Source organism: Bradyrhizobium guangzhouense, from assembly GCF_004114955.1.
In the GTDB taxonomy this organism is placed as follows: Bacteria; Pseudomonadota; Alphaproteobacteria; order Rhizobiales; family Xanthobacteraceae; genus Bradyrhizobium; species Bradyrhizobium guangzhouense.
This window is the reverse complement of sequence record NZ_CP030053.1, coordinates 2,531,056-2,549,095: the sequence shown is the minus strand read 5'-3', so window position 1 is coordinate 2,549,095 and position 18,040 is coordinate 2,531,056. Positions and strand designations below refer to the sequence as shown.

At 64.5% G+C, this 18,040-nt stretch carries 13 protein-coding genes; 9 read left to right on the top strand and 4 right to left on the bottom strand.

Annotation, left to right across the window (positions count from 1 at the left end):
- Position 1: 1 nt before the first annotated feature.
- From XH91_RS12135 to XH91_RS12125, 3 genes are all read right to left on the bottom strand, one after another.
- Positions 2 to 2,401, bottom strand: coding sequence for a bifunctional diguanylate cyclase/phosphodiesterase (locus XH91_RS12135; RefSeq protein WP_128950817.1), 2,400 nt, complete (start codon positions 2,399 to 2,401; stop codon positions 2 to 4).
- A 105-nt stretch (positions 2,402 to 2,506) separates the two neighbouring features.
- Positions 2,507 to 3,922, bottom strand: coding sequence for an MFS transporter (locus XH91_RS12130; RefSeq protein ID WP_128950816.1), 1,416 nt, complete (start codon positions 3,920 to 3,922; stop codon positions 2,507 to 2,509).
- Positions 3,923 to 4,059: 137 nt separating this feature from the next.
- Positions 4,060 to 4,566, bottom strand: coding sequence for a YciE/YciF ferroxidase family protein (locus XH91_RS12125; RefSeq protein ID WP_128950815.1), 507 nt, complete (start codon positions 4,564 to 4,566; stop codon positions 4,060 to 4,062).
- Between the two features lie 419 nt (positions 4,567 to 4,985).
- On the opposite strand from XH91_RS12125, the gene XH91_RS12120 reads away from it, so the two are divergent.
- The 5 genes from XH91_RS12120 to XH91_RS12100 all read left to right on the top strand — a co-directional run bounded on the left by XH91_RS12120 (position 4,986) and on the right by XH91_RS12100 (position 12,846).
- Positions 4,986 to 6,068: a lysylphosphatidylglycerol synthase transmembrane domain-containing protein gene (locus tag XH91_RS12120; protein ID WP_128950814.1), complete on the top strand. Its 1,083-nt coding sequence runs from the start codon at positions 4,986 to 4,988 to the stop codon at positions 6,066 to 6,068.
- 110 nt (positions 6,069 to 6,178) lie between these two features.
- A complete protein-coding gene (locus tag XH91_RS12115) occupies positions 6,179 to 8,128 on the top strand; it encodes an SGNH/GDSL hydrolase family protein (RefSeq protein ID WP_128950813.1) in 1,950 nt (649 codons plus the stop codon).
- Positions 8,129 to 8,364: 236 nt separating this feature from the next.
- Complete coding sequence (locus XH91_RS12110; RefSeq protein WP_206736861.1) at positions 8,365 to 9,837, top strand: DUF1800 domain-containing protein; 1,473 nt, start codon at positions 8,365 to 8,367, stop codon at positions 9,835 to 9,837.
- Between the two features lie 15 nt (positions 9,838 to 9,852).
- Entirely contained in the window at positions 9,853 to 11,046 is a 1,194-nt protein-coding gene (locus XH91_RS12105) for a DUF1501 domain-containing protein (RefSeq protein ID WP_128950811.1), read from the top strand.
- 201 nt (positions 11,047 to 11,247) lie between these two features.
- Positions 11,248 to 12,846: an alkaline phosphatase family protein gene (locus tag XH91_RS12100; protein WP_128950810.1), complete on the top strand. Its 1,599-nt coding sequence runs from the start codon at positions 11,248 to 11,250 to the stop codon at positions 12,844 to 12,846.
- A gap of 13 nt (positions 12,847 to 12,859) precedes the next feature.
- Here the strand turns inward: XH91_RS12100 and XH91_RS38790 are convergent, their stop codons facing one another.
- Entirely contained in the window at positions 12,860 to 13,099 is a 240-nt protein-coding gene (locus tag XH91_RS38790; RefSeq protein WP_164938274.1) for a hypothetical protein, read from the bottom strand.
- 63 nt (positions 13,100 to 13,162) lie between these two features.
- Here XH91_RS38790 and XH91_RS12095 point away from each other — a divergent pair, with 63 nt between their 5' ends.
- The 4 genes from XH91_RS12095 to gudD all read left to right on the top strand — a co-directional run bounded on the left by XH91_RS12095 (position 13,163) and on the right by gudD (position 17,995).
- The gene (locus XH91_RS12095) at positions 13,163 to 14,503 is read left to right on the top strand and encodes an MFS transporter (protein ID WP_164938273.1); all 1,341 of its coding nucleotides are present in this window, start codon (positions 13,163 to 13,165) and stop codon (positions 14,501 to 14,503) included.
- Between the two features lie 127 nt (positions 14,504 to 14,630).
- On the top strand, positions 14,631 to 15,536 hold the full coding sequence (locus tag XH91_RS12090; RefSeq protein WP_128950809.1) for a LysR family transcriptional regulator: 906 nt from the start codon (positions 14,631 to 14,633) through the stop codon (positions 15,534 to 15,536).
- 129 nt (positions 15,537 to 15,665) lie between these two features.
- Positions 15,666 to 16,610 carry a 5-dehydro-4-deoxyglucarate dehydratase gene (gene kdgD / locus XH91_RS12085; protein WP_128950808.1) on the top strand — a complete coding sequence of 315 codons (945 nt, stop codon included), beginning with the start codon at positions 15,666 to 15,668 and terminating at the stop codon, positions 16,608 to 16,610.
- Between the two features lie 26 nt (positions 16,611 to 16,636).
- Complete coding sequence (gudD, locus tag XH91_RS12080) at positions 16,637 to 17,995, top strand: glucarate dehydratase (protein WP_128950807.1); 1,359 nt, start codon at positions 16,637 to 16,639, stop codon at positions 17,993 to 17,995.
- Positions 17,996 to 18,040: the final 45 nt, after the last annotated feature.

Genomic DNA, 18,040 nt, shown 5'->3' with positions numbered 1-18,040 from the left:
ATCAAGCCGAAACCCTCAGCGGCGGCTGTTCCAGCATCATCACGACCTCGGCGGCGGGCCGCGGCTTGCTGAACAGATAGCCCTGCGCCTGGGTGCATCCCTCGCGCCTGAGCAACTCGAGCTGCGCGTCGTTTTCGACACCTTCCGCCGTGGTGACGATGCCAAGGCTGCGGCCAAGGCCGGTCACCGCGCGAATGATCGCCACGGAATCCTCACGCGTCACGAGCTCGGACACGAAGGAGCGGTCGATCTTGATCTTGTCGAAGGGGAAGCTGCGCAAGTAACTCAGCGAGGAATAGCCGGTGCCGAAATCGTCCAGCGAGATCCGCACGCCCATGGCGCGCAAATCGTGCAGTGTGGTCAGCGTCGCCTCGCTGTTCTGGAGCAGCACGGATTCGGTGATCTCGAGCTCGAGGCGACGCGCCGCGAGGCCCGAATTCCTCAGCGCCTCCGTCACGGAGGCAATCAGGTTCGGATTCTTGAACTGGACCGGCGACAGATTGACGGCGACGCAGATATCATCCGGCCAAGTCGCAGCATCCGCACAGGCGCCGCGCAACACGAGCTCGCCGAGCTGGACGATGAGACCGGTCTCCTCCGCGAGCGGAATGAAGTTGATGGGCGCGATCAGGCCGCGCTCTGGATGATTCCAGCGCAAGAGCGCCTCGAAGGCGACGACGCGATCGCTGGCGACGTCTCGGATCGGCTGATAATACGGCTGGAACTCATCGCGCTGCAGCGCCGCGCGCATATCCATTTCCAGCAGCCGCCGGGCCTGCGCGCGCGCATCCATGCCGGTCTCGAAGAAGCGATAGGTGCCGCGGCCGTCGGCCTTGGCGCGGTAGAGCGCCAAATCGGCGTTCTTGAGCAGTTCGTCCGGATTGCTGCCGTCCTGCGGCGACAAAGAAATGCCGATCGAGACGCCGATCACGATCTGATGGTCCTCGATCTCGTAAGGCGCTGAGATCACCTCGACGATGCGCCGGGCAAGCGCCCGCGCCGCAGCCTCCTCCGAGCGGCCGATCTGGACCACGGCGAATTCGTCGCCGCCGAGACGGGCCACCGTGTCATGCTCGCCGACCGTCGCTTTCAGTCTTTGGCCGACCTGCTTGAGCAGCGCATCGCCGATGGGATGGCCGAGCGAGTCATTGATGTCCTTGAAATGATCGAGATCGAGGCAGAGCACCGCAAGCTGGTCATTCGACCCCGCCCGGCGCAGTCCCTGCTCGAGTTGCTCGTGAAATAGCACGCGGTTCGGCAGATTGGTCAGCGCGTCATGCCGCGCCATGTGCGAGATCTTGGCCTGCGCGTCCAGCCATTCGGTGATGTCCTCGAAGGTGGCGACCCAACCGCCGCCCTGCATCGGCTGGTTGACGACCCGGATCGAGCGCTCGAACCGGCGAACGACGTCCGTCGTTGTACGTCCTTCCCTGGCATCCTCGACGAGGCGCGCGAAGAATTGCTCGGCATCACCGTTCCACTGGCCCTTCGCCGCCTCCTCGCGGAGAATATCGAGCAGGACACGGCCCGTCAGCTGCATGTCGGAGCGGCGCAGCATCGCGGCGTAACGCTCGTTGAACAGGATGATCTTGCCTTCGACATCGAACATGCACAGTCCCTGCGACATGTTCTCGAGCGCGGTGTCGAGCACGATCTGCTGGCGCCCGATCTCGCCCTTGGCGCGACGGTCGAGCACGGCGGCCGTGAGGGCGATAGCGATGATGGCAACGGCTGCGCTGGCGGTCAGGATGGACAACGACGCCGGCGGGATCGAAAGACCGCCGATCGCAAGCGTGGGATCAGGCGTCAACTGCAGTGCGCCCATCGCGGTGAAATGGTGCGAGACGATGGCAACCGTCAGCAAGGTGGTCGCGGCAAGCGCGTTGGGCAGGCTGTCGCCACGACCTGCCATGAACAGGGCGCAAGACCCAAAGACGATGCCGAGCAAGATCGATACCGTCACCGTTCCGGTGTCCCAACCGACATGGGCAGGAATCTCGAACGCCATCATGCCGGTGTAATGCATCGCTGCCACGCCGCCGCCGACGACGGCGCCACCAAGCGCGACCACCGCTCCTCGCCGCGTCGAAACCGAAATGCTGAGACCGATGAAGGTCACAGCAATCGCAAAGATCAGCGAGAGGATCGTGACGGGGATGTTGTAGGCGCCACCAGCGCCGGGCCCGTAGGCCTGCATCGCGATGAAATGGGTTGCCCAGATGCCACAACCGGCCACGACGGCGTCGAGCGTTATCCATACGAGACGGGCACCGCCATTCGCCGCCCGCGCCCGATGAAAAAGACTGATTGCCGCCGCGCTTGCCAGCAGGCACACGGCGCCGCCGAGTGCGACAAGGCGCCAATCGTGCTGGTCCGTCAGACAAAACAGAACTTGATACATTGCCGGCCCCTATTCCATCAGGCACTAGAGCCGGCAGAGGTGGACAGTCGGTAACCGGCTATGCGCCGGTTGCCGGAATGGTGAACAGAGAATGTGTGCGGCCGCTCACATTTCTTGGGCCCGCGCGGTGACGCCAAGGCCGATCACGCCGGCGGCCAGTAGCAGCACCGCCGCCGATATGATTAGCGATTGGTGAAGGCCTATCATGAACGCGCGATCGGACGCCACCAGCGAGCCGAACAGCGCGACACCCAGGACGCTGCCGGTTTGCCGTGTCGCGTTGAGGACACCCGCAGCGATACCTGAGCGCGCCTTCTCGACGCTGCCAAGCAAGGTCGAGGTCAGCGGCGGTACCAGGAGGCCAAGCCCGCCGCTGATCGCGATCATCTGCGCAAAGATCGCAAGGTAGCTCGTCCCGGCCTCGATCCAGACCAGGCCGAGACAGCCGAGCGCAGAGATGCAGGCGCCGGCCACGATGGTCGGGCACGGGCCGATACGCTCGGCCAGGCGCGGCGCCAGCAGATTGACCGGCAGCACCGCTCCCATCATCGGCACGAAGGCGAGCCCGGTCCACCACGCCGACAGACCGTTGATCCGCTGGAAGTAGAGGCTCAGCACGAAGATCAGGCCATAGATCGCGATGTTGACCAGCAGGCCGACGATCGTGGTCAGGGTAAACAGCCTTTGAGCGAACAACGACAGCGGCAGCATCGGCTGCTCGGCGCGGCTCTCGCGCCGGAGGAACAGCGCCGCGAGAACGATGGAGGTCACGAAGGCCGCGATCACCGCCGGATGATCCCACCCAAGCGCACCGGCTTCGATGATCGCACCAGCCAGCGCGCCCAACGCCCCGATCGCGGCGAACTGACCGGGCAGATCGATCTCGCGTGAGCGCGCCCGCGTGGTCTCGGTCGCATAGCGCCAGCTCAGCCACAGCCCTGTGAGGCCGATCGGCAGATTAACGAGGAAGATCGCGCGCCAGCCGACCAGCGTGATCAATGCGCCGCCGACGAAGGGACCGGCCGTCAGCGCCAGGCTCGCCCCTGCGGCCCAGACCGCGACGGCACGGCCGCGCGCGCGATCGTCCGTATAGGCGTGATTGAGCAGCGCCAGCGAATTCGGCACCAGGATCGCCGCCGCCAGTCCCTGCACCAGGCGCGCGCCGATCAGCACGATGGCGTTGGGAGACAGCGCACAGGCCAGCGAGGCCGCCGTGAAGATCGCGAACCCCGCCATGAAGATGCGCTTGGCGCCGATGCGGTCGCCAAGTGCGCCTGATGTCAGGATGAAGGCAGCAAAAGCAATGGTGTAGGCGCTGACCACCCATTGCAGCTCCGCGACGCCCCCGCCGAGCGTCTTGCCCATGGCGGCGAGCGCGGTGTTGACGATGGTGACGTCGAGCTGCACGACGCCATAGCCAAGACTCATCGCGGCCAGCGTGAGCGACGTTGCAAGGCGCGGTGCGTTGCGTGGGGCACCGCTCGCCTCGAAAGTTTCGTATTTGATGGTGTTGGCTCGCATGCTGCCACCTCGATTGCAGCCCCATGCGACATATACGCCGCCTTCGCGTTGTCATGCTTCGACGATAATCGAATTATGAAAGCGCGCATGCGAGCGCCGCGCAGGAGAACCCGCGCGGCGCTGATCAGACGTTACGTTCAGCTCGCCGCCCGCAAGTTCACCTTGCTCTCGGCCAGCGTCGTCAGCTTCTTGTCGGTTGCCTTCTCTTCCTCGAGCGTCTTGGCAAGCACGGCGGCACAGTCACTGCGGCCGAGCTGCTTGGCCCAGGCGATCAGGCTGCCATAGCGGACGATCTCGTAATGTTCGGCGGCTTGCGCCGCATTGATCAGGGCCGCATCGAGCACCGCCTTGTCGGCGACCTCGCCCGCGGTTTCGTCGGCCTCTTCGATGATCCCATCGATGGCCGGGCAATCGACCGCCTTCACCGCGACGCCGTGCATCTTGAACACTTCCTCGAGCCGCGTGACGTGCTGCCTGGTTTCTTCAAGATGCGTCAAAAAGCCCTGCTTCAGCTGCGGATCGGTGGCCTTATCTGCCATTTTCGGCAGAGCTTTGGTGAGTTGCTGCTCGGCGTAATAGATGTCCTGCAGCTGATGCACGAACAGGTCGTTCATGGTCTTGATGTCTTTGGTGAACAGTCCCATCGTTCCAATCCTCGAGAAGTTTCGGGAACACGACGGCACCGGCTTGGACAAAAGCCGCTGTTTTGTCATGTTCGATTGCTGATGGAGCGCTAACCGGTGCGCAGGGCCGTCGTTCCAAAAAAGTCTGGCTTCGTTTGCGCCGGAACAATGCTTGCGAGCGCGGGATTTGGGACCATTTGGGAAGACGGACAAAGCGTGGTCCTCGACTCATATGCTTAACGCGCCGGCCATGTGAACCACGTATGACAAAACGGCCGGTCCGGCGCGGAAGCTGTCGTTGTCAAGGGCTGCACAAGTCGGTGTTTTTGCCTTAAATGAGCTAGATCATGCCTAGCGATCGACGCCCATTTCGGGCAGTGATCGTAAATCGACCGGCCAATACCTGGCCCGGTCGGTCTTGCCCCCCGCCGGGAGGATGAATGCACGGACTGCTGCCCGCGCTGAAACGCGGCTTCAAGAAATGGATCGGCTGGCGACGGCTCGGGATTGCCGCGAGCGTGATGATCATCGCCTTCGCGGTTACCACGCTGCTGCGCACCCTCAAGGGCATCGATACCGGCGTCATCCTGACCGCATTGACCGATATTCCCCGCGGCCATATCGGGCTTGCTGCGATCTGCGTGTTCTTCGCGTTCTGTACGCTGACCTTCTACGACTTTTTTGCATTGCGAACGATCGGCAAGAAGCACGTGCCCTATCGCATCGCAGCACTCTCGAGCTTCACGTCCTATTCGATCGGCCACAACATCGGCGCCACGGTGTTCACGGGCGGCGCGATCCGCTTCCGGATTTATTCGGACTATGGGCTGAACGCGATCGACGTCGCCAAGATCTGCTTCCTCTCCGGCCTGACCTTCTGGCTCGGTAACATCTTCGTGCTGTCGATCGGCATGGCCATCCATCCGGGCGCGGCCTCGTACATGGATCAGCTGCCATCGTCGATCAACCGGCTGATCGCGTTCGGCGGCCTTGCCTCGATCGCCGCCTACCTGGTCTGGCTCAGCATGGGCGAGAAGCGCCGCGAACTCGGCCAGAAGGGCTGGAAGGTCGTGCTGCCGTCGGCGCCTCTGACGCTGGTGCAGATCCTGATCGGCGTCGTCGATCTCGGCTTCTGTGCCTTTGCGATGTATCTGCTGATTCCGGCCGATCCGCCGATCGACTTCCTGTCGCTTGCGGTGGTGTTCATTCTGGCGACGCTGCTGGGCTTTGCCAGCCACGCCCCCGGCTCGATCGGCGTATTCGACGCCGCCATGCTGGTGGCGCTGCCCGAATTCGGCCGCGAGCAATTGCTCGCGACCCTGCTGGTCTTCCGTATCCTCTATTTCGTGATCCCGTTCGGCCTCGCCATTTCCATCATGGGCACGAGAGAGCTCTGGATGAACGTGGTCCGGCCCTGGCAGGAACGGCGCCGGCTGGCGGAAGCTTGCGCGCAGGCCAACCTGCCCACGGAGGTGACGCCGATGGAGCGCGAGCGGTTGGTGCGCCAGGCCAGCAAGCGGTAACGCGGCCAGCCGCCGCGCGGAAACCCGCAAAAGCTGTTGTCGGAGGATTGCAGGCCCGAGAGCTATCCTCTCTTATTTCCGCCTCAACTTTGCCGTTGAAGACGCGGGCCATGATGTCGATTTCCCCTCGCCGTTTCCTTGCAGGCGCCCTGCTGCTGTACGGGCTCCTCACCGTTCTGCCGTTTCCGCGCGTCCTCGCGCAGGATGCCGGCGCCCTGCAGATCAATTGGGAGGTCCGCAACCGCTTCCGCCTGTTCCGCGAGGAGCGCGACTTCCTGCTCCATGTGGAGAATGCCCGTAACCGCAGCATCCTCGCCGCCGAGCAGTCGCTGGAGCTGCAAAGCGAAGGCCGCGGCTGGGCCCGCAACATGGTCAACCGCCTCTGCATCGACCTGCAAGGCCGCGTCAACCAGCCCTGCACCCGCGACAACGTCAAAGAGAACTACCTCACCCCGGTCGACCACCCCATCACGGTGCGCCTGACCGGCGCGGTGCCGGTCGGCGCCACCTGCGCCTGGTCGTTCGACGACGGTGACGGGCCGCAATCCTCCACCTTCGACTGCGCCGAACCGGTCAATCTGCGGGTCCGTTACGGCAAGCAGACGGTCGCAACCGTCGACGTCTCTTCCGGCTCCGATCCGAGCCAGCGCCTTCAGACCGAGATCCAGGTCCGCGACATCTTCATCGCCGGCCTTGGCGACAGCATCGCCTCCGGCGAGGGCAATCCGGACCGGGCGCTGGCGCTGTCGGACGAAGGCTTCTGCTTCCGCTCCTATCTCGGCACCGGCGGCGGACAGTATTACCGGCCGAGCCGCGCCGGCTTCAAGGGCGGCCGCGCCTGCGAAGCGCCGGATACGCTCGCCAACTGGCAACGCTATGGCGCGCTCTGGTTCAACTCGCCGTGCCACCGCTCGCTCTACAGTTATCAGGCGCGCACCGCGCTCGCCCTCGCGGTGCGCTACACCCATATCGCCGTCACCTATCTGCCGCTGGCCTGCACCGGCGCCAGCATCAGCGACGGGCTGCTCGGCTCCCAACGCGCTCGCGAGTGCCCGCCCGGCAAGTCCGGCGTCTGCAACACCAGTGTGAATGCGCAGGTCGCCGAACTGCGTGAGGCGCTGGCCGCGGCCAAGAAGCGTCAGCCGGATCGCAATCTCGATCTCGTGCTGCTCTCGATCGGCGCCAACGACGTCTATTTCTCCGGCCTGGTCGCCGACGTCATCGTCGACACGGCGACCGAACGTGCGCTGTTCCGCCGCTCCGGCGTGATGGCGAGCGTCGACGAATCCCGTGACGCGCTCCGGCGCGAGTTGCCGCAGAATTTCGTCAAGCTGCGCGAGGCGCTGAAGCCGCTGGTCGGCGGCGATCTCTCGCATGTAGTCTATGTCTCCTACGCCAATCCGGCGCTTGCAGACGGCGGCGTGCCCTGTCGCGGCGGCCGCGCCGGCTTTGACATCCATCCCGCCTTCAAGGCCGATTCGCAGCGCCTCGCCCGCGTCTCGACCTTCGTCGACACCGAGTTCCTGCCGCAGTTGAAGGGGCTCGCCACCTGCACGAACGGTGCGCTGTGCCGCGATCCCGAGGCTGACCGCATGACCTTTGTCGATACCCACCAGGCCGCGTTCGCCGATCACGGCTTCTGCGCGCATGCCGGCAGCGATCCCGAATTCGACCGCGCCTGCTTTGCCGAGAACGGACAGAGCTTCAATCCGGACATCGTGTCGGGCGCGAGCCAGCCGATGTTGTGCGGCCGCGGCGCCTCGGAGTATCGCGCTTACCTGCCGCGCGCGCGCTGGATCCGCGACGCCAATGACAGCTATTTCGCAGCGATGACCTATCCCCAGGGGTTGCCGGCGGCGAGCCAGCCGAATGACATCCACGACGCGACCTGGGGCGTGCTCTCGGCGGTGTACGGCGGTGCCGTGCATCCGAGCGCCGAAGGCCACGCCGCGATGGCGGATGCGACCCTGCCCGCTGCAAGCGCGGTGCTGGGGCTGGATGCCGTGCCGCCGGGCGTGACCCCCGGGCTTCTGGCTCCGCTGCTGCCGGGCGCGCAGTGATAGCCGGCGGGGTGGGAACCGGTTGCAGCTCGCCGGAAATTGATGGCGCTGCCATCAATTGAGTCCATTCCATTCAGGGCAGGTTCAGCCGACCGGCGCATGATGTGCGCGCGTCATGAGCTATGGGCGTCTCGTGCAGTTCGAGCCCGTCGGGACCGATCGTGAATAGCAGAGGTACATTTCGTCGGCTGCCGAGGTCGCGCCTCGTGGCGCTCGTGGCGGTCGCTGCAGGTTTGATGCCGAACATTTGCCGTGCCGACGATCTCAATCCGCATGATCTCGCTTTGCTCGATCGGCTGACTTTTGGCGCGAGCACGTCAAGCGCCACACACATGCATGGCATCGGCGCCGAACGCTGGCTCCAGGAGCAATTGCACCCGGCCGCCAATCCGCCATTGCCCGACGCTGCAAAGGCGCAAATCGAGGCGATGCCCGACCTCCACAGCTTCCCGTTCGACATTGCCCTCGCCTTCGAGCAACAGTCCAAGAGCGCCAACCAGGTTGCCGATCCCGAGCAGAGGAAGGCCGCGCAGCAGGTCTTTCAGCAGGCGATGAACGATCGCGCCAGGCAGGCCGCTGCGCGCACCATCCTGCGCGCGCTGTACGCGCCGGACCAGTTGCGCGAACGCATGGTCTGGTTCTGGTTCAATCATTTCAACGTGCATCAGTACAAATCGAATCTGCGTGTGCTGGTCGGTGACTACATCGATCACGCCATCCGTCCCAACGCACTCGGCAAATTTCGTGACCTGCTCGCGGCAACCGCTCGTCATCCCGCGATGCTGCGCTATCTCGACAATGCCGACAACGCGGTGGGCCATCTGAATGAGAACTACGCCCGCGAAATCATGGAGCTGCACACCATGGGTGTCGGCTCCGGCTACACCCAGGCCGACGTCGAGGCGCTTGCGAAAATCCTGACCGGGGTCGGCATCGACACCAAGCCGGAAGACCCGAAACTCAAGCCGGAACTACAGTCCCAACTCGTGCGCGAAGGCGCCTTCGAGTTCAACCCGTCCCGTCACGATTACAGCGACAAGACCTTCCTCGGTCATATCATCAAGGGCCGCGGGCTTGCTGAAGTCGACGAGGCCATCGACATCCTGGTCCACCATCCGGCGACCGCAACCCATGTGTCGCGCAAGATCGCGACCTACTTCGTCTCGGATAATCCGCCCGATGCGCTGGTGCAGCGGATGGCGCAGACCTTCAAAACCACCGACGGCGACATCGCCGCCGTGCTCGCCACGATGGTCCATTCGAGCGAATTCGAAGCCGCACTGAAGCCGGGCACGCGCTTCAAGGATCCCGTGCAATACGTGCTGTCGGCCGTCCGTCTCGCCTATGACGACCGGGTGATCCTGAACACGGCACCGATCCAGGGCTGGATCAACCGCCTCGGCGAAGGCCTGTTCAACCACGAGACGCCGGACGGCTACGCGCTGACCTCGGCGTCATGGAACGGTCCCGGACAGATGATGGTTCGCTTCGAGATCGCACGCCAGATCGGATCCGGCTCGTCCGGCCTGTTCAAATCCGACGGACCGAACCCGGTCGAGCAACCCGCGTTCCCGCTGCTCCAGAACGCGCTGTACTTCAACGGCCTTCGCAAGACCCTCGGCCCGGCGACGCTGGCCTCGCTCGACAGGGCGATTTCTCCGCAAGACTGGAACACGTTGTTCCTGTCGTCACCGGAATTCATGCACTGAGCACCGGAGGTCACCATGAACCGTCGCGAGCTGATCAAGACCTTTGCCGCACTCGCTCCGCTCACGGTGGCAGGCCGCGTCTGGGCCGCGCCGGCGACCAACGCCCGCATGCTGGTCGTGTTCCTGCGCGGCGCCTATGACGCGGCGAATGTCGTCGTGCCGGTGTCGAGCGATTTTTATCGTGCTTCACGGCCGACGCTCGCCATCGCCAAGCCCGATGTTGGCAACCCCAATGCCGCGCTCGCGCTCGATGCCGATTGGGGCCTGCATCCGGCTCTGCGCGACAGCATCTATCCGCTCTGGGCCAAGCGCGAAATCGCCTTCATTCCCTTCGCCGGCACCAGCGACGACCTGACCAGAAGCCATTTCGAGACCCAGGATACGATCGAGCTCGGCCAATCCGCCGGCAGCTCCCGCGACTATCGCTCGGGCTTCATGAGCAGGCTCGCCATCGAGCTGACGCGGGTCAAACCGATCGCGTTCACCGACCAGCTCCCGCTGATCTTCCGCGGCAAGACACAGGTGCCGAACATTGGCATCAACAACGTCGGAAAGCCCGGCGTCGACGACCGTCAGGCCGATCTGATCAAGAAGATGTACGCCCAGTCCAACCTGGCGGCCTCGGTGTCGGAAGGTTTTCGGGTGCGCGACGACGTCTACCGGTCGGTCTCCGAGGAGATGAATGCCGCCAACCGCGGCGCGGTCTCGCCACGCGGTTTCGAATTGTCGGCGCGGCGTATCGGCCGCTTGATGCGCGAGCAGTTCAACCTCGGCTTCGTCGACGTCGGTGGCTGGGACACCCATGTCAACCAGGGTGCCGCCAACGGCTATCTCGCCGACCGGCTCGGCGAGCTCGGTCGCGCACTCGTCGGCTTCTCCGAGGAAATCGGGCCAGCCGCTTGGCGAGATACGGTGGTGGTCGTCATCTCCGAATTCGGCCGCACCTTCCGCGAGAATGGCGACCGCGGCACCGATCATGGTCACGGCAGCGTCTATTGGGTGCTAGGTGGCGGCATCAATGGCGGCCGCGTTCTCGGCGAGCAGGTCAAGGTCGAGCAGCCGCACCTGTTCCAGAACCGCGACTATCCCGTGCTGACCGATTATCGCGCGCTGTTCGCCGATCTGCTCGGCCACGTCTTCGGTCTCGGCAACGAGAGCATCCAGCGCATCTTCACGGGCGTGCACCCGACGAACCTGGCGTTAGTTTGAGACGACGAAGCCGCGCACAGAAAAATTTTCGCGCATCGCATAGTCGCGCCGTCATCCAACGGTCATTGCCGTTACCTAGTTTTCCCCGCGCTACATCTTGACGCAGCGGTTGACGCACGTGGCGGGAGCGCAGGCTCTCCGCTGCGCGGCGCCGCGCGCCTGCACGTCAAGCAACATCAGACATCACTGGGGAGCTCAACAATGACGATCGAACAGCGGCCGTTTGCGGCCGTCGCTATCGCTTTTGCCTGCACTCTTGCTCTTTCCTCGCTGGCTCCATCGGTCGCACGCGCCGACGACAGAGACAAGGACAGGGACGACATCAAGCATGTGCTGCTGATCAGCGTCGACGGCATGCACGAGGTCGACCTGCAGCGCTATGTGAACTCCCACCCGTCTTCGAGCTTCGCGAGGCTCCTCGCCCATGGCGTGCGCTTCGCTGATGCCCATACGTCGCGGCCCTCCGACTCCTTCCCGGGCCTCCTCGCATTCATGACCGGCGGGACGCCCAAGACGCACGGCGTGTTCTATGACGATTCCTACGACCGCACGCTGTTTGCGCCCGGCAGCAACTGCCAGGGCAGCCCCGGAACCGAGACGCTCTTTGCCGAGAACCTCGACTACGACCTGACCAAGCTGGACGGCGGCGGTCCTGCCGGCTCCAATCATATCAATCCCGCAAATTTGCCGATGCGCCTGAAGAACGGCAAATGCGAGCTCGTCTATCCTCATCAGTTCCTGCGGCTCAATACCATCATGGAAGTGATCCACGAGGCTGGCAAACGCACCGCCTGGTCGGACAAGCACCCCGCCTACGAGATCATCAGCGGTCCGTCCGGCAAGGGCCTCGACGAGCTCTATGCGCCCGAGATCAACTCGACCTCCGTGCCGGGACAGCCGGGCGCGGACTGGACCACGGATCCGAGCTTCACGCGCACCTATGACCAGTTCAAGGTCACCGCCGTGCTGAACTGGATCAAGGGCTTTGATCACACCGGCAACACCAGGGTCGGCGTACCCGCGATCTTCGGCATGAACTTCCAGGCCGTCAGCGTCGGCCAGAAAGTGACGGCCGACGGATATCTGGACGCCGCGGCAACGCCGAGCCCGCAACTCCAGGCCTCGCTCGACTTCGTCGACGCCTCGCTCGGGCAAATGCTGGATGCGCTCGCGGACCAGCACATCGCCCGCGACACGCTGGTCATCGTCGGCGCCAAGCACGGCCAGTCGCCGATCGACGTCAACAAGCTGCACATGCTGGTCGGCAGCACCAACCCGAAGCTGGGCGGCGGCGCACGCGCCGACGTGACCGATCCGGCTGACCTGCTGACGAATGGCGGTGTTGCGCTGGCTCAGGAAACCGCCGACGACGTTGCCCTGATCTGGCTCAAGAACCAGGGTGATGCGGCGAGGGCCGTCGCGATCCTCGAGGCCGACCGCAAGGGCAGCAACAAGGCTCACATCGAGAAGATCTATGCCGGCGATGAGCTGGTCGACCGGTTCGGCGATCCGGCGGCCGGCCGAACGCCCGATATCATCATCCAGCCGATCCCCGGCACGATCTACAGCGGCAGCAAGAAGAAGATCGCCGAACACGGCGGTTTCGCCGAGGACGACACCCACGTCCTGCTCGTCGTCTCCAATCCGAAGCTCGCTCCCGCGGTGGTTCACGAGCGCGTCGCGAACCGGCAGGTCGCGCCGACCATCCTGAAGGCACTCGGCCTGGATCCGGACGAACTCGAGGCGGTGCGCGGCGAGGACCATACCCGTCTGCTGCCCGGCGTGCGGCTGAAGGACTGATCCTTCGCCGCAATCACAACCCTCCTGTCATCGCCCGCCTTGCGCGCAATTGCGCACTGGGGCGGGCGACCCAGTACTCCGCGGCAGCCGTGACTGAATCGAGATGCCGCGGCGTACTGGATTCCACGCTTTCGCGGGGAATGACGGCGTCATGCTTGGCGACGACCTCCCACTCAAAACGCAGCGTCCCTGCTTCCTGCCGTTCCATCAATTCAAAATCGGCATCAATCGATACCCCCTTGAACTTGGACACTTTCCCAGGCGCGCCTCTAGGAGTCGCAGCGAGGAAACAATTCGAGTTCTAAGGAGGCGCCTGATGAGCGCAGTGGTGTCCGCAACGGACGTGAGGAGGTCTCGCGTCAGACTGTTCGTCGTGACCATGCTGTTCCTGGTCACCACGGTCAATTACGCCGACCGCGCCACGCTCTCGATCGCGGGCCCCGCCCTCTCCAAGGAGCTCCATCTCGATCCGGTCGCCATGGGCTGGATCTTCTCGGCCTTCGGCTGGTCCTATGTCGTTGCCCAGGTGCCGGGCGGCTGGCTGCTCGACCGCTACGGCTCGCGCCTCGTCTATGCCTTCAGCATCATCGTCTGGTCGCTGTTCACGATGCTGCAGGGCTGGGTCGGTTTCTTGAGCGCCGGTGCGGCCGTCGCCATGCTGTTCGCGCTTCGCCTCCTGGTCGGCGTCGCGGAAGCGCCCTCTTTCCCCGCCAACGCCCGAATCGTCGCGGCCTGGTTTCCGGGCAATGAGCGCGGCACGGCGTCGGCCTTCTTCAATTCGGGGCAGTATTTCGCCACCGTGATCTTCGCGCCGCTGATGGGCTGGATCGCCCATGATTACGGCTGGCGCTACGTGTTCTTCGTGATGGGCGGGCTCGGTGTCATCATGGGCCTCGTCTGGATCAAGACCGTTTACGGCCCGAAGGAGCATCCTGGTATCAACGAGGCCGAGTTCGACTACATCAAGGAGGGCGGCGCGCTGGTCGATCTCGACGCGCCCAGAGACGAGCGCGCGCCGGACTCTGGTCCGAAGTGGGACCATATCCGCCAGTTGCTCTCCAACCGTATGATGCTCGGCGTCTATCTCGGCCAATACTGCATCAACACGCTGACCTATTTCTTCCTGACCTGGTTTCCGGTGTACCTCGTCAAGGAGCGCGGCCTGTCGATCCTGCAAGCAGGCTTCGTCGCGACGCTGCCCGCATTGTGCGGCTTCGTCGGCGGTGTGCTCGGCGGCATCATTTCCGACGTCATCCTGCGCAAGACCGGCTCGCTGACCATGGCGCGCAAGATCCCGATCGTCGGCGGCATGCTGCTGTCGATGTCGATCATCGCCTGCAACTATGTCGACGGCCAGGCGCTGGTGGTCGGCTTCATGGCGCTCGCCTTCTTCGGCAAGGGCATTGGCGCGCTCGGCTGGGCTGTGGTCTCCGACACCTCTCCCAAGCAAGCCGGCGGCGTCTCCGGCGGCCTGTTCAACGCCTTCGGCAACCTTTCCTCGATCACCACGCCGATCGTGATCGGCTACATCGTGGCCGCGACCGGCTCCTTCAACGGCGCGCTGGTGTTCGTCGGCATCAACGCCCTGGTGGCCGCGGTCGCCTATCTCGTGGTGGTCGGCAAGATCGAGCGTGTGGTGCTCGAACGTTCCTCCTGAGCGCTCCGAGTGATCGGAGTGGGACAGGCAACTCAACGGCGGCTTGCAAAGGCCGCCGTCTTTGTTTTGGAGGTGATCGATGCTAGAAGTGCCGGGGAAACGCCTTATTCATCTAAGGCATGTATCGATGTTCGACCTCAACCAGCTCCGCTGTTTCGTCACGGTGGCGGAGGAATTGCACTTCGGCCGCGCCGCCGCGCGGCTGAACATGACCCAGCCGCCGCTGTCCCGGCAGATCCAGGTGCTGGAGCACATCATCGACGCACCGCTGTTGGAACGCACCAGCCGCTCGGTGCGCCTGACGCCGGCCGGGCGCAGCTTCCTGCCCGAGGCACGCCGCATCCTGAAGCTTGCGGAAAGCGCCTCGCAGGTTGCGCGCCGCATCGCGCTCGGCAAGACCGGCTCGGTCAAGATCGGGTTCACCGCCGCCGCCGCCTACGGCTTCCTGCCTGAGCTGGTCGCGGCCTGCCGTGCCAAGCTGCCGGAGGTCGATTTCTCGCTGAAGGAGATGGTCTCCGGCGACCAGTTCGAGGCCCTGACCTCGGGCCAGATCGATGCCGGCCTGCTGCGGCCGCCGATCGCACGGCCCGAGCTTGCCAGCCGCCGCGTCGTCGCCGAGCCCCTGCTCGCCGCGATCCCGAAGAAGCATCCGCTGGCCAATGCCGAGAACATCACCATCAAGGACTTCGACGACCAGCCCTTCGTGATGTATTCGCCCTATGAGAGCCGCTACTTTCACGATCTGCTGGTCGCGCTGTTCACCCGCGCCGACATCCTGCCGCGTTATGTCCAGCACTTGAGTCAGATCCACTCGATCCTCGCCATGGTCCGTGCCGGCCTTGGCCTCGCCATCGTGCCCGCCGCGGCCGCCGGCCTGAAGATCTCCGACGTCCGGCTGCGGCCGCTGAAGCTACGCAACCGCGTCCCGGTCGAGCTCTTCATGGTCTGGCGCCGCGACGACGAGAATCCGTTGCTGTCGGCGCTGGTCAAAATCGCCAGCGAATTGTCGTCCGCGGAGATCCTGGAGGATTGATGCTCAATCCGCATCAGTCGATATAGGCTTTGGCTTGGACGCGCATCGAACGGTCTCCTAAACAGCGGCCATGGACGCGTGCCTCAGTGAGCGTCCCCGACACACACACGAGAGCAGGGAGCAGCGCCCGTGAGCAAGATGACCCCGCAGGAAATGGCCCAGAAGATCGGATCGGGCCTCCTGTCCTTCCCCGTCACGCCATTCAAGGCGGACTACTCCTTCGACGAAGCGACCTATCGTGCCAACATGGATTGGCTGTGCGGCTATGACGTCGCGGGCCTGTTCGCCGCCGGCGGCACCGGCGAGTTCTTCTCGCTGACCCCGACCGAAGTTCCCGAGGTGGTCAAGGTCGCCGTCGAGGAGACCAAGGGCCGCGTGCCCGTGCTCGCCGGCACCGGCTATGGCACCGCGATCGCCCGCGAGATCGCTGTGGGCGCGGAAAAGGCCGGCGCCGACGGCCTGCTGCTGCTGCCGCCCTACCTCACCCATTCCGAACAGGACGGCCTTGCCGCCCACGTCGAGGCCGTCTGCGCCTCCGTGAAGATCGGCGTCATCGTCTACAACAGAGATAACGCCATCCTCCAGCCCGACACGCTCGCCCGCCTCGCCGAGCGCTGCCCCAACCTCGTCGGCTACAAGGACGGCATCGGCGACATCGAGCTGATGACGCGCGTCCATACCAAGCTCGGCGACCGCCTGACCTATGTCGGCGGCCTGCCGACCGCGGAGACGTTCGCCCTGCCCTATCTCGACATGGGCGTGACGACCTACTCCTCGGCCGTGTTCAACTTCGTGCCTGAGTTCGCCACCAACTTCTACGCCGCCGTGCGCAAGCGCGATCATGCGACCATCCACGCCGGGCTCAAGGATTTCATCCTGCCGCTGATCGCGATCCGCAACCGCAAAAAGGGCTATGCGGTCTCGATCATCAAGGCCGGCATGAAGGTGATCGGCCGCAATTCCGGCCCGGTCCGTCCGCCGCTGACCGACCTGACCGAGCAGGAGATGGCGGAACTGACCACACTGGTGAAGAACCTGCCCGCCATCCGATCGTCACAACAGGCTGCTGAATAACAAACGACAACAGGGAGGAGCGTGCGATGGCCGAGACCAATATCGCCGGCGCGACAGACGCCGGCGCACCGGTCGTCACATCGATGCAGGTGATCCCGGTCGCGGGCCGCGACAGCATGCTCCTCAACCTGAGCGGCGCGCACGCGCCGTTCTTCACCCGCAACATCGTCATCCTCACCGACAATGCCGGACACACCGGCGTCGGCGAAGTGCCGGGCGGGCAGAAGATCTGGCAGACCCTGCAGGACGCCAGGGATCTCGTGATCGGCAAGACCGTCGGCGCGATGAACAACATCCTCGCAGACGTCCGCAAAACTTTCGCCGACCGTGATGCCGGCGGCCGCGGCAAGCAGACCTTCGACCTGCGCGTGATGATCCACGCCGTCACCGCCATTGAATCCGCCCTGCTCGATCTGCTCGGCCAGCATCTCGATCTGCCGGTCGCAGGCCTGCTCGGTGAAGGCCAGCAGCGCAAGAGCGTCGAGACGCTCGGCTATCTCTTCTTCGTCGGCGACATCAGCAAGTCCAGGCTCGACTACACCAAGGGCGAGGCCGGCAAGCCCGAGTGGTTCAACCTCCGCCACCGGGAAGCGATGACGCCGGACACCGTGGTGCGGCTGGCGGAAGCCACGCAAGACCATTACGGCTTCGCCGATTTCAAGCTCAAGGGCGGCGTGCTCCGCGGCGAGCAGGAGATCGAGGCCGTCACGGCCATCGCCAAGCGTTTTCCCAATGCCCGCGTCACGCTCGACCCGAACGGCGCCTGGTCGCTCGACGAGGCCATCAGCCTCTGCAAGAACATGCACGGCATCCTCGCCTATGCCGAGGACCCCTGCGGCGCCGAAGCCGGGTTTTCCGGCCGCGAGATCATGGCCGAGTTCCGCCGCGCCACCGGCTTGCCGACCGCGACCAACATGATCGCCACGGACTGGCGGCAGCTGAGCCACGCGCTGCGCCTGGGCGCGGTGGACATTCCGCTCGCCGATCCCCATTTCTGGACCATGCAAGGCTCCGTGCGCGTTGCCCAGACCTGCCGTGACAACGGCCTGACCTGGGGCTCGCACTCCAACAACCACTTTGACATCTCGCTCGCCATGTTCACCCATGTCGGCGCGGCCGCCCCCGGCAAGGTCACCGCGATCGACACTCACTGGATCTGGCAGGATGGCCAGGCGCTGACCAAGGAGCCGCTGCTGATCCGCGGCGGCAAGATCGCGGTCCCGGATCGTCCGGGCCTCGGCATCGAGGTCGACCGGACGGCCATCGAGGCCGCGCATGAGCTCTACAAGAAGCATGGACTCGGTGCCCGGGATGACGCTATTGCCATGCAGGATTTGATCCCGGGCTGGACCTTTGACGACAAGCGTCCCTGCCTCGTTCGCTAGGAAGCCGAGGCACGATCCCGGAAAAGTGGGTACGGGTTTTTCGAC

What these genes read in the sequence shown, in the direction of transcription:
- XH91_RS12135 (WP_128950817.1), bottom strand. Translation starts at nt 2,401, where the DNA reads ATGTATCAAGTTCTGTTTTGTCTGACGGACCAGCACGATTGGCGCCTT.
- XH91_RS12110 (WP_206736861.1), top strand. Translation starts at nt 8,365, where the DNA reads ATGCCGAACATTTGCCGTGCCGACGATCTCAATCCGCATGATCTCGCT.
- gudD (WP_128950807.1), top strand. Translation starts at nt 16,637, where the DNA reads ATGGCCGAGACCAATATCGCCGGCGCGACAGACGCCGGCGCACCGGTC.
- XH91_RS12115 (WP_128950813.1), top strand. Translation starts at nt 6,179, where the DNA reads ATGATGTCGATTTCCCCTCGCCGTTTCCTTGCAGGCGCCCTGCTGCTG.
- XH91_RS12120 (WP_128950814.1), top strand. Translation starts at nt 4,986, where the DNA reads ATGCACGGACTGCTGCCCGCGCTGAAACGCGGCTTCAAGAAATGGATC.
- XH91_RS12100 (WP_128950810.1), top strand. Translation starts at nt 11,248, where the DNA reads ATGACGATCGAACAGCGGCCGTTTGCGGCCGTCGCTATCGCTTTTGCC.
- XH91_RS12125 (WP_128950815.1), bottom strand. Translation starts at nt 4,566, where the DNA reads ATGGGACTGTTCACCAAAGACATCAAGACCATGAACGACCTGTTCGTG.
- XH91_RS12105 (WP_128950811.1), top strand. Translation starts at nt 9,853, where the DNA reads ATGAACCGTCGCGAGCTGATCAAGACCTTTGCCGCACTCGCTCCGCTC.
- XH91_RS12130 (WP_128950816.1), bottom strand. Translation starts at nt 3,922, where the DNA reads ATGCGAGCCAACACCATCAAATACGAAACTTTCGAGGCGAGCGGTGCC.
- XH91_RS12090 (WP_128950809.1), top strand. Translation starts at nt 14,631, where the DNA reads ATGTTCGACCTCAACCAGCTCCGCTGTTTCGTCACGGTGGCGGAGGAA.
- XH91_RS12095 (WP_164938273.1), top strand. Translation starts at nt 13,163, where the DNA reads ATGAGCGCAGTGGTGTCCGCAACGGACGTGAGGAGGTCTCGCGTCAGA.